This is a genomic window from Alcaligenes faecalis, from assembly GCF_005311025.1.
In the GTDB taxonomy this organism is placed as follows: domain Bacteria; phylum Pseudomonadota; class Gammaproteobacteria; order Burkholderiales; family Burkholderiaceae_B; genus Alcaligenes; species Alcaligenes phenolicus.
Window position 1 is genome coordinate 180,361 of the sequence record NZ_CP031747.1, and the last position, 14,834, is coordinate 195,194.

The 14,834-nt window shown below is 55.8% G+C and carries 13 protein-coding genes; 10 read left to right on the forward strand and 3 right to left on the reverse strand.

The window, feature by feature from the left end; genetic code table 11:
* Positions 1 to 453 precede the first annotated feature (453 nt).
* From D0C27_RS00875 to D0C27_RS00915, 9 genes are all read left to right on the forward strand, one after another.
* A complete protein-coding gene (locus tag D0C27_RS00875) occupies positions 454 to 1,422 on the forward strand; it encodes a hypothetical protein (RefSeq protein ID WP_051359093.1) in 969 nt (322 codons plus the stop codon).
* 1 nt (position 1,423) lies between these two features.
* Positions 1,424 to 1,609 (forward strand): cbb3-type cytochrome oxidase assembly protein CcoS, encoded by a 186-nt coding sequence (ccoS, locus tag D0C27_RS00880; protein ID WP_009455947.1) that lies wholly within the window; start codon positions 1,424 to 1,426, stop codon positions 1,607 to 1,609.
* A 186-nt stretch (positions 1,610 to 1,795) separates the two neighbouring features.
* The gene (ccoN, locus tag D0C27_RS00885) at positions 1,796 to 3,283 is read left to right on the forward strand and encodes a cytochrome-c oxidase, cbb3-type subunit I (RefSeq protein WP_021446465.1); all 1,488 of its coding nucleotides are present in this window, start codon (positions 1,796 to 1,798) and stop codon (positions 3,281 to 3,283) included.
* 10 nt (positions 3,284 to 3,293) lie between these two features.
* Positions 3,294 to 3,953, forward strand: a complete 660-nt coding sequence (gene ccoO / locus D0C27_RS00890; RefSeq protein ID WP_060185270.1) for a cytochrome-c oxidase, cbb3-type subunit II — start codon at positions 3,294 to 3,296, stop codon at positions 3,951 to 3,953.
* Positions 3,954 to 4,127, forward strand: coding sequence for a cbb3-type cytochrome oxidase subunit 3 (locus D0C27_RS00895; protein ID WP_035272721.1), 174 nt, complete (start codon positions 3,954 to 3,956; stop codon positions 4,125 to 4,127).
* Complete coding sequence (gene ccoP, locus D0C27_RS00900; protein WP_035272722.1) at positions 4,124 to 5,041, forward strand: cytochrome-c oxidase, cbb3-type subunit III; 918 nt, start codon at positions 4,124 to 4,126, stop codon at positions 5,039 to 5,041. The genes D0C27_RS00895 and ccoP overlap by 4 nt, the downstream gene beginning before the upstream one ends.
* A gap of 37 nt (positions 5,042 to 5,078) precedes the next feature.
* Positions 5,079 to 6,578: a cytochrome c oxidase accessory protein CcoG gene (ccoG, locus tag D0C27_RS00905; RefSeq protein ID WP_026482942.1), complete on the forward strand. Its 1,500-nt coding sequence runs from the start codon at positions 5,079 to 5,081 to the stop codon at positions 6,576 to 6,578.
* Positions 6,579 to 6,596: 18 nt separating this feature from the next.
* The gene (locus D0C27_RS00910; RefSeq protein ID WP_009455940.1) at positions 6,597 to 6,800 is read left to right on the forward strand and encodes a FixH family protein; all 204 of its coding nucleotides are present in this window, start codon (positions 6,597 to 6,599) and stop codon (positions 6,798 to 6,800) included.
* Between the two features lie 66 nt (positions 6,801 to 6,866).
* Complete coding sequence (locus D0C27_RS00915) at positions 6,867 to 7,121, forward strand: hypothetical protein (RefSeq protein WP_022983138.1); 255 nt, start codon at positions 6,867 to 6,869, stop codon at positions 7,119 to 7,121.
* Positions 7,122 to 7,271: 150 nt separating this feature from the next.
* Here the strand turns inward: D0C27_RS00915 and D0C27_RS00920 are convergent, their stop codons facing one another.
* On the reverse strand, positions 7,272 to 8,000 hold the full coding sequence (locus D0C27_RS00920) for a helix-turn-helix domain-containing protein (RefSeq protein ID WP_009455938.1): 729 nt from the start codon (positions 7,998 to 8,000) through the stop codon (positions 7,272 to 7,274).
* Positions 8,001 to 8,324: 324 nt separating this feature from the next.
* On the opposite strand from D0C27_RS00920, the gene clpB reads away from it, so the two are divergent.
* Entirely contained in the window at positions 8,325 to 10,916 is a 2,592-nt protein-coding gene (gene clpB / locus D0C27_RS00925) for an ATP-dependent chaperone ClpB (RefSeq protein ID WP_009455937.1), read from the forward strand.
* A 321-nt stretch (positions 10,917 to 11,237) separates the two neighbouring features.
* Here the strand turns inward: clpB and D0C27_RS00930 are convergent, their stop codons facing one another.
* Both D0C27_RS00930 and glnE read right to left on the reverse strand, forming a co-directional pair.
* Positions 11,238 to 11,936, reverse strand: a complete 699-nt coding sequence (locus D0C27_RS00930; protein ID WP_060185267.1) for an epoxyqueuosine reductase QueH — start codon at positions 11,934 to 11,936, stop codon at positions 11,238 to 11,240.
* A 102-nt stretch (positions 11,937 to 12,038) separates the two neighbouring features.
* On the reverse strand, positions 12,039 to 14,795 hold the full coding sequence (gene glnE, locus D0C27_RS00935; protein ID WP_137430212.1) for a bifunctional [glutamate--ammonia ligase]-adenylyl-L-tyrosine phosphorylase/[glutamate--ammonia-ligase] adenylyltransferase: 2,757 nt from the start codon (positions 14,793 to 14,795) through the stop codon (positions 12,039 to 12,041).
* Between the last annotated feature and the right edge of the window lie 39 nt (positions 14,796 to 14,834).

Consider the following 14,834-nt stretch of genomic DNA (forward strand, 5'->3'; position numbering starts at 1 on the left):
AGGCTTGATATTTGGTGGCAGCTGTTTTGAACAGACTTTGAAAGTATGGAAAGAGGGAGCGGAAACAAGCCCGAAAAGGCTTGCAAAGCGGGTGGTCAGACCTGCCTGTTCTTCAATTCAAGGTGCACGTTTGCGTGGATTGATTTGCATTCACAGCGCTACATTATTTCGTCATGAAAAGTCTTGATAATCAAGGCACTCTCATAGGGAAAAGGCGTGGTAGACTTTGGCCGCGCAAGGGACGCACAAGCAGTGCGAAATCCTTGTCCTGTGTTGCGGATGGAATAAAAAAAAGGCTGCCAATAAGCAGCCTTGAAAGCATTGAACAGTTAGCGCCGCGTTGGGGGGGTAACGGCCTGAACAAGATGCATAAGGACAACGATATAGGATCGAAGCAAAGTCGTATTGATTTAAATCAAGAATGAAGAAATATCAGTGGCTTATAGTCCTTCCATGCGCGCATATTCGATTTTTTCTCTTCCAAAGCCCCTCACCGATGAGCAGCGGTCACGTCGGCGACACACATTAGCCCGTTTGGGCCTGTCCTGGCTGGCTGCCATGCAGGTGATGATGTTTGCTTTCCCCGGCTATATGCGCTCTTTCAGCACTCGCGCTGAAGACATTGAATCTCTCTCGCAAGTCATTGTGCTCATGAATTGGGCGGGCCTGTGCTTGACCATGCCTGTCGTGCTGTACTGTGCCTGGCCCATCCTGAAAGGGGCTGTCAAAAGCTTGTCCGAAGGTCGTGTAGGCATGGATGTGCCGGTGGCCTTGGGTATTGTGGGTGCCTTCCTGCCTAGTGTGTACAACACCTGGATCCAGCAGGGCGAGGTGTACTACGACTCGGTCACGATGTTCGTGGCCTTTTTGCTGACTGCCCGTTATCTGGAGCTTTGCGCCCGCCAGTCGGTGACGCAGTCCGCATCCCATGACCTGATCGAACGCTTTCGCCAGTCCGTGACAGGTCATGCCAATACTCTGGCATTCTGGTTTGTCAGCATTCAGCTGGTATTGGCCGCCGCCTTTGGTCTGGTCTGGTACTGGATGGACCCTTCGCATGTCGTTCCTGTTGTGGTTGCCATGCTGGTCATGAGCTGTCCCTGTGCCATGTCCATGTCGGTTCCCTCCGCCGTCGCTTCGGCGCATGCCGGCTTGCTGGCCCGACCTGCCAGGAATGAATTTGAAGTTGTACAACTGACCCAGCAAACTGGCCGCATCGCCCGTCAAAACCTGTACGGTTCGATTGTCTGGCACTTGCTCATGACTCCTTTGGCGGCCTTGGGCATTGTGGCTCCCTGGCTGGCCGCCGTCAGCATGCTGGTGTCCTCTTTGGCCGTGGCGGCCAACTCCTGGCGCATCTATCGCAGCCGCACCCGCGAGGTGCCGGCTCAGTGGACCGGTCCAGCAGCAAGGCAGGGCTGATATGTTTGGCTCTTTGCTGGTCCTGATCCCCATCTCCATTTTTCTGGTCATTGTTATCGGTGTCTCTTTCTGGTGGGCCATTTTTGCTGGCCAGTTTGAAGATACGGGCAATGCGGCTGATTCCATCTTGCTGGACGACGACTCCACAGCGGGTTTGTCGGGAGCAGAGCGTCCACCCGATTCCTGATACCTTCCAATTTTTTTGTTTTTTAGCCCTGCAAATGGTCGGCGACACACAGTCTGCGGGGCGGAAACACGCGCGAGCGCGTGCTTTCCGAAGTTTTTTGATAAGCATCAAGTAGCAGATTACCGACTTGCTGGATGATGTAGCTTGTTGTCGCTTGTATTAACAATGTTTGTTTAGGGGAAGCAAATGGGCACTTCCGATGCAGTCGGAAATAACGCCGAAGTCTTCAATTACGGGATTGTGAGGCAGTTCGCCATCATGACCGTATTTTGGGGCGTCATCGGCATGGCAATAGGCCTTTTTATTGCCTTGCAGTTGATTTGGCCAGAACTCAATTTCGACACACCGTGGCTTAGTTTTGGACGTCTGCGTCCACTGCATACGAACGCTGTGATTTTTGCCTTTGGTGGCACCGGCTTGTTCGCGACATCCTACTATGTCGTGCAGCGTACCTGTCAGGCCCGTTTGTTCTGCGACAAGCTGGCAGCCTTTACCTTCTGGGGCTGGCAAGCCGTGCTGGTGGCCGCGGTCATTACCCTGCCTATGGGTTACACCAGCTCCAAAGAGTACGCCGAACTGGAATGGCCGATTGACATCCTGATCACGCTGGTCTGGGTGGCTTACGCCATTGTGTTCTTTGGCACGATCGTCAAGCGCCGTGTGCGTCACATTTATGTGGCCAACTGGTTCTTTGGCTCCTACATCGTCACCATCGCTGTACTGCACATTTTCAATAACCTGGAACTGCCAGTCAGCTTCATGAAGTCCTACTCGGCCTACGCCGGTGTGCAGGACGCCATGGTGCAGTGGTGGTACGGCCATAACGCCGTGGGCTTTTTCCTGACCACGTCCTTCCTGGGCATGATGTACTACTTCATCCCCAAACAGGCCAACCGCCCCATCTACTCCTACCGTTTGTCCATCGTTCACTTCTGGGCTCTGGGCTTTACGTACATGTGGGCAGGTCCTCACCACTTGCTGTACACCTCCTTGCCAGACTGGACTCAGTCCTTGGGCATGACTTTCTCCCTGATTCTGCTGGCTCCCTCCTGGGGCGGCATGATCAACGGCATCATGACTTTGTCGGGTGCCTGGCACAAGCTGCGTACTGACGCGATCCTGAAGTTCATGGTTGTGGCTCTGTCCTTCTACGGTATGTCTACCTTTGAAGGTTCCATGATGGCTATCCGTACGGTGAACGCGCTGTCGCACTACACCGATTGGACTATTGGTCACGTGCACTCCGGCGCGTTGGGCTGGGTTGCCATGATTACCTTCGGTTCTCTGTACTACCTGATCCCACGTCTGTACGGCCGTACTGAAATGGCTCGTCCCCGTCTGATCGACCTGCACTTCTGGCTGGCTACCCTGGGCGTGGTGCTGTATATCGCCGCGATGTGGATTGCCGGTGTGATGCAAGGTCTGATGTGGCGTGCTACCGGTGTTGATGGCACCTTGACGTACAGCTTTGTGGAAGTCGTGAAAGCTACTTACCCCTTCTACGCAATCCGTGCTTTGGGCGGCGCCTTCTTTGTGGCCGGTATCTTGCTGATGTCCTGGAACGTGTTCCTGACCATCCGTGCAGGCGAGAAAGGCATCAACCCTGTTGTGCCCCTCAAGAACCCAGACGCCCGCGATCCAGCCCTGGTGGGTCCAACCCCTGTGCTGGCCTAAGGAGTAAATCATGGCTAATGACACTAAAAAGCGCTTTTCACACGCCACGATCGAGAAAAATACCGGGTTGTTGATCATCCTGAGCATCTTGGTGATCTCGTTCGCAGGTCTGGTTCAGATTGTGCCCTTGTTCTTTCAACACTCGACCACGCAGCCTACCGAAGGCATCCAGCCATACGAACCTTTGCGACTGATTGGTCGTGACATCTACATCCGTGAAGGGTGTGTGGGCTGTCACTCCCAGCAGATCCGTATGCTGCAGTCCGAAGTGCAGCGCTACGGTCCTTACTCGCTGGCCGGTGAGTCCGTGTACGACCACCCCTTCCTGTGGGGCTCCAAGCGTACCGGTCCTGATTTGGCCCGCGTAGGTCAGCGTTACAGCGACGAATGGCACCGCATTCACTTGCGTAACCCACGTAACGTGGTCAAAGAGTCCAATATGCCCGCCTACCCATGGCTGCAGAAGAACTCGGTGGAAGGTGAAAACGTGCAGGATCGCATGAAGGTGCTGCGTACCCTGGGCGTGCCGTACACGCAGGAACAAATTGATGCTGCTCCTCAGGAGCTGGTAGGCAAGACCGAAGAAGATGCAGTGGTTGCTTACTTGCAGGGCCTGGGCGTAGCCAGTCGCGACGCAGCCGCCAAGGCTGTGGAGCAGGGGAGCCACTAAATGCTAGCCATCATCAACGCTGTTGTGACCGCTTTGGCGATGGCGACCTTCCTTGGCATTTGCTGGTGGGCGTTCTCTCGGGGACGCCGCCAGGCCAACGAAGAAGCAGCGCTTCTGCCTTTCGCCTTGCCCGACGAGGGAATCAACGATAAAAACCCTGGGGGTTCCGAATGAGTGACTTTTTTAACAATGGCTGGAGCCTCTGGATTTCCGGCATCGCCTTGTTAGGCATCATATTTTGTTTGTGGCTGTTATTTACTCAGCGTGCATTTCTGGGCAAGACGGTCGATGTGGAAGAAACCGGCCACGTCTGGGATGGTGACCTGACCGAGCTGAACACGCCAGTGCCTCGCTGGTGGACCGTGATGTACATCGGTTTGTGTGTGTTTGCCTTGGGTTACCTGGTGCTGTATCCCGGCCTGGGCAGTTTCAAGGGCACATTGGGTTTTAGTTCCGGCCAACAGGTCAAGCAGCAACAGGCCGAGATCAATGCTCGCCTGGAGCCTGTGTACGCCCGTTACCGCGAAATGCCTATTGAAGAGATCGCTCGCGATCAGGAGGCCCGCGAAATTGGTCAGCGCCTGTTCCTGAATAACTGCGCCCAGTGTCACGGTTCCGATGCACAAGGTGCTCCCAGCTTCCCTAACCTGGCCAATAAAGCCTGGTTGTGGGGTGGCGAGCCCGAGCAGATTCTGCACACCATTACCGAAGGTCGTACCGGGATGATGCCGCCACAAGCGCAATTCACCCCCGCTCAAGCCTCCGACGTGGCTCAGTATGTGCGTTCCTTGTCCGGCCTGGCTGCAGATCCTCTGCGTCTGGTGGCTGGTAAGCGTGTTTATGACAGCGCATGTTTTGCCTGTCACGGTGCGGATGCCAAGGGCAACACCTTGTTGGGCGCTCCTGATCTGACGGACGATTACTGGTTGTATGGCAGCTCCGAAGCCACCATCGTTCAGACCGTCTTGCAGGGTCGTACCAACCAGATGCCGGCTCAGAAAGCCACTTTGACTCCTGAGCAGATTCGTTTGCTGGCGGGTTGGGTCTGGGGCTTGTCGAACAATGCTGAGCCTGCCCAGGCTAACTAATGTGTTTTAAATTGATCTGACGCCTTCAGGACTTGCAATGAGTAGTGATTCTTCCCAACCCAGCGCTGATAACGCGCAGGGAACTGTGCCCAAGTGGCAACCTCCACGTAACACCAAGGGAGCGGGTGGAACCTCTCCGCAAGTCGAGAAGGCGCTGGTCGATGTACGCAGCAAAATCTATCCACGATCCGTCAAGGGCGTATTCGCCCGCTGGCGGATCTGGATGGTGTATTTCACGCAGATCATTTTCTATGGTCTGCCCTGGTTGGAATGGCATGGCCGTCAGGCCGTGCTGTTTGACCTGCTGGAACGCAAGTTCTACATCTTTGGCATGATTTTGTGGCCCCAGGACGTTATTTACCTGACGGTGCTGCTCCTGATATCTGCCTTCTCCTTATTCCTTTTCACCGCCATGGCCGGACGTTTGTTCTGTGGCTATGCCTGTCCGCAGACGGTCTACACCGAGATCTTCATGTGGGTCGAGCGCAAGGTGGAAGGGGACCGTCTGGCGCGTATCCGCTTGGATGAGCAAGCCTGGAACGCCCGCAAATTACGTCTCAAAGCAACCAAGCACTTCCTGTGGATCGTGATTGCTTTGTGGACCGGCTTTACCTTTATCGGCTACTTCGCTCCTATCCGTGAACTGGGTGGCGAGCTGATCGCCCTGTCTCTGGGCCCTTGGCAGTGGTTCTGGCTCTTGTTCTACGCCTTTGCCACCTGGGGTAACGCCGGTTTCATGCGCGAAGCCGTCTGTAAGTACATGTGCCCCTACGCACGTTTCCAAAGTGCCATGGTGGACAGCGATACCTTTGTGGTGACCTACGATTTTGTGCGTGGTGAAACCCGCGGTGGTCGATCTCGCAAGATTGACCACAAAGAAGCCGGTATGGGCGACTGTGTGGACTGCAGCCTCTGTGTTCAGGTCTGTCCGACCGGTATTGATATTCGTGATGGCCTGCAATACATGTGTATTGGCTGTGGCGCCTGTGTGGACGTCTGTGACCAGGTCATGGACAAGATGGGCTATGAGAAGGGCCTGATCCGCTACACCTCGGAGCGCGCCATTAAAGAGCGCATGACGCAATCGCAGGTGCGACGTCGCATGCTGCGCCCGCGCGTGCTGTCTTATATCCTGATTCTGGCCGTCATTTGCGGTGCCTTCGTCTACACCTTGGCAACCCGTACCCCGATGCGTGTGGACGTGATTCGTGACCGTGGTGCTCTGGGCCGTGAAGTGCCTGGGGGCATGATCGAAAACGTGTTCCGTTTGCAAGTCATCAATACCTCGGAAGAGGCGATGGAGTTGCAGTTGTCCGTAACAGGTCTGGAAGGTGCACGCATTCACTTGACCGAGAACGGCCAGGATCACATTCATGTGGCCCCTGCAGGCAATAGATTGTTGCCTGTCGTGGTGCAAGTCCCAATTAGTAGTGCCAAGCCAGGCCTGTATGATATTTCCATTCAGGCAGTCGGCGAGCATGAAGGGGGCCGCAAAACCTACGTGAATGAACGCAGTAGTTTTTATATTCCTCAGTAACTTTATAAAGAGCAAAAAATGGACGAATCAAAGGACAGTGGACCCTGGTGGCGTGAACCGTGGCCCTGGTTGTTGATGGCCGGCCCGGCTCTGGCTATCGTGGGCTGCGTCATTACCATTGTGCTGGCGTTCCAGAACTTCAGTAATCAGGGAGTGACGGACGGCGGCGTCAAGCAAGGTCTGGTCGTCACCAAAGGCGAGCCTGCCCGCGAGCAGCGCTAAAAGTAGTTGATACACCGTTACGCTAGGGTTGAGAGAAGTATGTTTCCGTTCAAGAAGGGGGTACGAATGACCATCCGATCGTTGATGTGGATACTGTGGCCTTCATTCCTGGTCGCTGGGGTACTGAGTGCAATCGTGTTTGCTTTGGTAGACCCGTTGGACATCGTTGTGCTTGGACATATGCAAGTAGATCGACTGACCTTTTATACGGTGGCGTTTTTTCTGTTCTGGGTGGCCGCTGCGGTGGCTTGTACGCTTAGCCTGTATATGTCCTCTGGTTCGCCAGCGGTACTGGCTGAACCGGCAGATAGTCTGGACTGATTTCGACAAGCGCCAAAAGACAAAAAAGCACATGCAAACTGCATGTGCTTTTTTTTGTGCGCGCTTGGTGCTGGGGAGTGATGCAGCAGGCCCTAGAGACGTTCAGAGCCTTGCGTAAGCCCTAGGCAATACCAGGTAAAGCAAGTAGCCTTAATCGCACTCCGTGCCTGCCAGAGTGCGCAGGGCAGCCAGATCCAGCAAGTGGACTTCACGCTGGGAGATTTTCAGCAGACCTTCGCGCGCAAAACGCGAGAACAGGCGGCTGACCGTTTCCAGTGTCAGGCCCAGGAAGTTGCCGATTTCTTCGCGGCTCATGCGCAGAATGAATTCGTAAGGGGAGTAGCCAAGCAGCGACAGGCGCTGGGACAGGTTCAGCAAGAAGGCGGCCAGGCGCTGCTCGGAACGCAGTCCGGCCAAGGTCATCATCAGTTGATGGGCGCGGTTGATTTCCTTGCTCATCAAGCGACGGAATTGTTGTTGCAAGATAGGCAGTTGGGCCGACAGGCGGTCCAGATCATCAAGGCGGATCACACAGACCTCGCTGTCTTCCAGGGCGATGGCATGGGAGACATGGCGGTTTTCAACCAGGCTATCCATGCCAAGGATTTCTCCTGGTAATAAAAAGCCCGTAATCTGGATGTGGCCGGTGGAATCTTCCAGCTGCATCTTGATAGAACCAGAGCGCAGACCATAGATTCCCTCGACTGAGTCGGCCAGTCGAAACAGCACGCCGCCCTTGGGGATGCGGATGCGCTCCTTGACTAATTCGTCCAACCGCTCCATTTCATGCTTAGGCATCCCAAGAGGTAGACATACCTCATTGAGCATACAGCTGGAGCAGCGTATGGAGTCAGCGGTAACCGAGATACGTTTTTGCATAAGGAATAATGTCAGATGGCGAAACGCTAAATCTTTGAGTCAAATCAAGTGTAATTGTAGCTTTTTATTGGTTGGTATTCCCGCTAATCCTTAATATGTTTAGTTCTTAAGGGCCGCGCCATGCGGGAAGCGGCTGCCCATGCCGGGTACAGCGCGGTCAGACTGCTCTTGTCAGGTTGTTGTTTAAAAGCGATCCAAACACTTGAATACTTGGTTTTTGTCCTTATCTTCAATTCATCCTGTTATTTGTTGCGAGATCTGGGCGAGCAGTATTTAGTAACTGTTTGCTTTAGCTTATCGCATATTTTCTCAAGTGAAAATTCTATGCGAATCGATAAATTGACAACGAAGTTTCAACAGGCTCTAGCCGATGCGCAGAGCCTGGCTGTTCGCGAAGACAACCCCTATCTGGAACCCGCCCACGTACTGGTCGCCTTGCTGGCCGATGCCGATTCCGGCACTGGCAGCTTGCTGGCTCGTGCGGGCGTCGCCATTCCCCGTCTGGAAAATGAGCTTAACCGCCTGATCTCCAATCTGCCCAAGGTACAAGGGGCGGAAGGTCAGCAGCAGCTCAGCTCGGCTCTGCAAGCCGCTTTGGCGAAAACCGACAAGGAAGCCGCCCAGCGCGGTGATACCTATATCGCCAGCGAGTTGTTCCTGCTGGCCCTGGCTGACGACAAAGGCGAAACCGGTCGTGCCTTGCGCGATGCCGGCTTGCAGCGCCGTGCCTTGGAAGCGGCCATTGAGGCCGTACGCGGTGGTGCCAATGTGAATGATGCCGAAGGTGATAGCAACCGTGAGGCGCTGGACAAGTACACCACTGACCTGACCGAGCGTGCCCGTCTGGGCAAGTTGGACCCGGTGATTGGCCGTGACGACGAAATTCGTCGCACTATCCAGATTCTGCAGCGTCGCACCAAGAACAACCCCGTGTTGATTGGTGAGCCTGGTGTGGGTAAGACCGCCATTGTGGAAGGCTTGGCGCAGCGCATCGTGAACAACGAAGTGCCCGAAACCCTGAAGGGCAAGCGTGTTCTGGTGCTGGACCTGGCTGCCTTGCTGGCGGGTGCCAAGTACCGTGGCGAATTTGAAGAACGTCTGAAAGCCGTCTTGAAAGAGCTGTCCAAGGACGATGGCAAAACCATTGTCTTTATTGACGAGTTGCACACCATGGTGGGCGCCGGTAAGGCCGAAGGTGCCATGGATGCCGGCAATATGCTCAAACCCGCCTTGTCGCGCGGCGAGCTGCACTGTATCGGTGCCACCACGCTGAACGAGTATCGCCAGTACATCGAGAAAGACGCGGCTCTGGAGCGTCGTTTCCAGAAAGTGCTGGTTAACGAACCGGACATGGAGTCCACCATTGCGATTCTGCGTGGTTTGCAGGAGCGCTACGAGCTGCACCACGGTGTGGCGATTACCGACCCGGCCATTGTGGCTGCGGCCGAGCTGTCGCAGCGCTACATTACGGACCGTTTCCTGCCCGATAAGGCCATTGACCTGATCGACGAGGCCGCGGCCCGTATCCGTATGGAGATCGACTCCAAGCCCGAGGTCATGGACAAGCTGGATCGCCGCATCATTCAGCTGAAGATCGAGCGTGAAGCGGTCATCAAGGACACGGACGAGGCCTCTCAGCGCCGTTTGCAGGCCATCAATGACGAGATGGAGAAGCTGCAGCGTGAGTACAACGACTATGAAGAGATCTGGAAAGCCGAAAAAGCGGCAGTTCAGGGCTCGCAAGTTGTTAAAGAGGAAATCGAGAAGGTTCGCGCCGAAATGGCCGAGCTGCAACGCAAGGGCCAGTTCGACAAGTTGGCCGAGCTGCAATACGGCAAGCTGCCCGAACTGGAAGAGCGCCTGAAAGCGGCTGAAGCCAATATGGACAAGGCGGATCAGGACAAGCCTCGCTTGTTGCGTACACAGGTTGGTGCCGAGGAAATCGCGGAAGTGGTTTCGCGTGCAACCGGTATTCCTGTGTCCAAGATGATGCAGGGCGAGCGTGAAAAGCTCTTGCAGATGGAAGACTACTTGCACAAGCGTGTGGTCGGCCAAGGTGAAGCCGTACGTTTGGTGTCGGATGCCATCCGTCGCTCGCGCGCCGGTCTGTCTGATCCGTCCCGCCCTTATGGTTCCTTCCTGTTCCTGGGGCCAACCGGTGTGGGTAAGACCGAACTGACCAAGGCATTGGCCAACTTCCTCTTTGATTCCGAGGATCACATGATTCGTATCGACATGAGCGAATTCATGGAGAAACACTCGGTGGCTCGTTTGATCGGGGCGCCTCCCGGCTACGTGGGCTATGAAGAGGGCGGTTACCTGACCGAGGCCGTGCGTCGCAAACCTTATTCGGTGATTTTGCTGGATGAGGTCGAGAAAGCACACCCCGACGTCTTTAACGTGCTCTTGCAGGTGCTGGACGATGGTCGTTTGACCGATGGTCAGGGCCGTACGGTGGACTTCCGCAATACGGTGATCATCATGACCTCCAACCTGGGTTCGCAGCATATCCAGCGTTTGTCGGGCGAACCTTACGATGTGATCAAGGAAGTGGTGTGGGAAGAAGTGAAGCAGCATTTCCGCCCCGAGTTCCTGAACCGTATCGACGAAGTAGTGGTATTCCACGGTCTGGAAGCAGAACACATCGAGTCCATTGCTCGTATCCAGCTTGAACGTCTGGATCAGCGTCTGGCTCAACGTGACATGCATCTGGAAGTCAGCGAGGCTGCTTTGGCTCAGTTGGCCAAGGCCGGGTTTGACCCTGTGTTTGGCGCACGTCCTTTGAAACGTGCCATTCAGCAGCACATTGAGAACCCGGTGGCACGTCTGATTCTGGAAGGTCGCTTTGGTCCTAAAGATGTGGTGCCTGTAGACTGGAAGGACGGCGAGTTTACGTTCACCCGCAGTATCCAGTAATGAGCAGGCTCTGATTACTGCTGTGCTGGTGAGCGTTGAGCAGTAAAGCGGACCAGCGCATGCTGTAAGCTTTAGTTGAAACGGCAGTAAAAAAAGCGCCTTGGGCAACCAAGGCGCTTTTTCTTTGGCTCGACGGATTGTTTCAAGCTTGGGCTGCTTTACCTCTGAACTGTGACACCCACTTGGGTTTTAGCAAAGACGAAGCTATCCAGAATCTTGGTGTGGCTCAGCCATGCAGTGTTCGTATAAGGAATAGCTGTCAAGCAGAGACCGTCTTAGTCAGGTGTACTGAGACCGTAAGGACGACCGTTCAGGCCTCGCTTAGGCGTTCTCGTGCGCCGGTGCTGGGGGCGGAGTCAGTTCCAGTTCATCCTTGCCGTAGAACTTCACACCGATCTCGACACGAGGGCGGCCTTGCGAGCGGCGGTGGCGGTTGGTGTCGCGCAGCGAGTACACGCAGCCACAATATTCCTGCTGATAAAAGTTCTCGCGCTTGCTGATCTCCAGCATGCGTTGCGAGCCGCCACCTTTGCGCCAGTTGTAGGTCCAGTATTTCATCTCCGGATAACGGGCTGCGGCGCGTTCGCCACAGTCGTTGATCTGGTTCATGTCTTTCCAGCGCGAGATACCCAGGACGCTGGAGATGATGTCGTAGCCATTTTCATGGGCGTAGAGGGCTGTGCGCTCAAAGCGCATGTCAAAGCAGACCGTACAACGCTCGCCGCGCTCGGGGGCGTGTTCCAGACCGCGTACGCGTTCAAACCAGTTATCCACGTCGTAGTCGGCATCAATAAATTCGATACCGTGCTGTTCGGCAAAGCGGATGTTTTCCTGCTTGCGCAGTTCATATTCGCGCACCGGATGGATATTGGGGTTGTAGAAGAAAACGGTGTATTCAATCCCCGAGGCGTGCAAGGCCTCCATCACCTCGCCCGAACAGGGGGCGCAGCAGGAGTGCAGCAGCAATTTCTCGCGCTTTTCCGGCATGGTTAAAACTGGACGATTGAGCTGAGTGGACATGAATCTGAATCCGAGAAAAAAGGCGTCCCGAGTCGGTCGCACAGTAAATCAATGCGACTATTGTAGATTCTTGGCAAAGTTTAGTGAAATCAATCTGTTGCCTTAGTACCCCAGGACCTCGTCCCATAGTCGCGTCACGGCCTGTCGTTCCTGAGTCAGCTCGGTCTGCGGGACACGGGCTTTTTCCGCCCCTTCCAGACGTAATGCGTGCTGACGACGGCGCAGGGCACGGTAGGCATCGGCCACCTCCTGAGCATGGTCAACCGCAATCAGGCCCGCTTGCGCGGCAATGCCCAGCAAGGCGATATTGCCCAGGTTTTCCAGCAGCTTGGGATGCTCTCGGCTATGGCACAGCACCAGATATTGGGTGATGAACTCCACATCCACCATGCCGCCACGGTCGTGCTTCAAATCAAACAGCTCGCTGCGGTTGGGGTGCCCGGCACTGATCTTGTCACGCATGTCCAGAATGTCTGCGCGCAGTTTGCGACGGTCGCGTTCCATCAACAAGATGGAGCGGCGGATTTCATCGAAGCGTTCCTTGATCTGGGCATCCCCGGTCACAAAACGGGCACGGGTAATGGCTTGATGCTCCCAGGACCAAGCGCTACGGGTTTGATACTGCTCGAAGGCATCCACACTGACGGCCAGCAAACCGGCATCGCCATCCGGGCGCAAACGCAGGTCAATATCGTAGAGACGACCGGAGGAGGTCATGGCCGACAACCAGCTGGTCATGCGGCGAGCCAGTTTGATGTAGCGCTCCACATTATCCTGGCTGGGGTCGTCATAGAGAAACACCAGATCCAGGTCCGAGGCGTAGCCAATTTCCTTGCCGCCCAGCTTGCCGTAGGCGATGACGGCAAAGCGGGGCGGGGTGTCGTGTTCAGGGCCCAGGCTGCGGGGGCGCGTCAGAGGCCAGGTACGCTCCAGCGTCTCGGCCAGCATCATATCGGCCAGGGCCGAGAGCTGGTCGGCCAGTGCCTCTACCGTCAGCACACCCTCCAGATCCTGAGCCAGCAACTGGAAGGTGATCTGGTGTTGCCAGTCGCGCATCATGTTCATTTGCTGTTCGACATCAGCCTGGCCATCGGGCAGGCGGCAGGCGTCCAGATCGCGGCACATTTGCTCGGACAGGGCTGCAAAGTCCGGAATTTCCATTAGCGAATGCCATTCGATCAGGCTGTCCAGCAGGAGCGGGTATTGAGCCAGGTACTGGGCAGCCCAAGGGCTGGCCGAGACAATACGGGCGACGCGGGCCAGCGTATCGGGGTATTCAGCCAGCAAAGCCAGATAAGCACTGCGTTGGGCGATCAGCTCGATCAGGTTGAAGAGCCGTGTCGCTGTCATTTCCGGGTTTTCGGAGCGGTAGGCGTAGTCCTCAGCCAAGGGGATCAAGCGTTGTACGCGATCCAGGCTGGCATTGGGCAGGCTGCGCAGGCGATGGCTGTTCAAAAGGGCCTGACGTAATTGTTCGATGCGTTCCTGCAAAGCCTGATCTTGCTCGGCGCTGTTGACGTCGAGGGTGGGTGCTGCCGCTACAGGAGGCTCGGCACTGGCTTCTTCCCCCATACCCGCTAGACGGAAGGCATTGCGGAAGGTATGCGACACAAACTTTCTGTGCTGGCCTAACTGTTCATCGAAGTCGGGCAGGCTCAGGCCCAAGGTGGCGGCCAGCTCAGTGCGCAGTTCCTCGTCCTGGGGCAGCAAATGGGTTTGTTCGTCTTCGCGGTACTGCAAGCGGTGTTCGACACGTCGCAAGAAAGTATAGGCGGCCAGCAGCTTGTCGCAGACCTCCTGGTCCAGCAGACCGGCCGCGCATTGACCGCGCAGAGCCTTGTGCAGGCTGGTGGTTTGCAGGGAAGGTTGCCGTCCACCGCGTATCAGTTGATTGAGCTGAACCACAAACTCAATTTCTCGAATCCCGCCATCCCCCAGCTTGATGTTGTGCCAGGTCTCCACGCCATTGCGGTTCAGGGCGCGGCGTGTCCAGTCCTGACGGATGCGCTCGCGCAGGCCGCGCAGGGCGGACAGGGCATCAAAGTCAAAATACTTGCGGTACACAAAAGGGGTACGCAGCGCTTCGAAGTGATGTATATCGCCGGCGCTACGGCTGCCTTCAAAGGCCTGGGCCTTGATGGGGCGCGCCTTGATCCAGGCATAGCGTTCCCACTCCCGGCCTTGATTGACCAGATAGTTTTCCAGGGCCTGCATGCTCCAGGCCAGCGGCCCCGAATCACCGTCCGGGCGCAGGCGCAAGTCGGTGCGAAACACCTGGCCGAAGGCGTCAGTATCAGACAGCATGGGCATCATGCGCTGGGTTACTTTGCCGTAAAACTCGTGATAGCTCAGGGGGCGGCGACCCTCGGTTTCGCCGTCCTCGTCGTAGAGCATGATCAGGTCAATGTCCGAGGAAACGTTTAATTCCCCCCCGCCCAGCTTGCCCATACCCAAAATAATCATCTCTTGGGGCAGGCCGGTTTTCGAGTTTCTAGGAATACCGTGTACGTCAGCCAGTTGCCGGGCCACGGTCTCATAGGCTTGCGCCACGGCCAGATCAGCCAGGCTGCTCATGGCCTGCATGACTTCTTCCAGTGGCGCCAAGCCATTGATATCGCGGATCATCAGCACCAGAAAGACCCGTTCGCGCAGTTGGCGCAAGGCCTGGCGCACTTGTGCCAGACGATCATTATCGGGCTCGGGCAGCAAAGTCCTATACCATTGCGTAATCAATGCGGGGGTGACAGGGTGTTGGGCTTGCTCTTCCAGCCACGCTCCAAATTGCGGCTGAGCGTTTACTTTTCGACGCAAGGGGCCGGACCATTGCATCACGGGCTTCAATATAATGGACTGGCTCATACGATAAGAGGCTTTTCGGATAAGGGGGAACGACAAGTG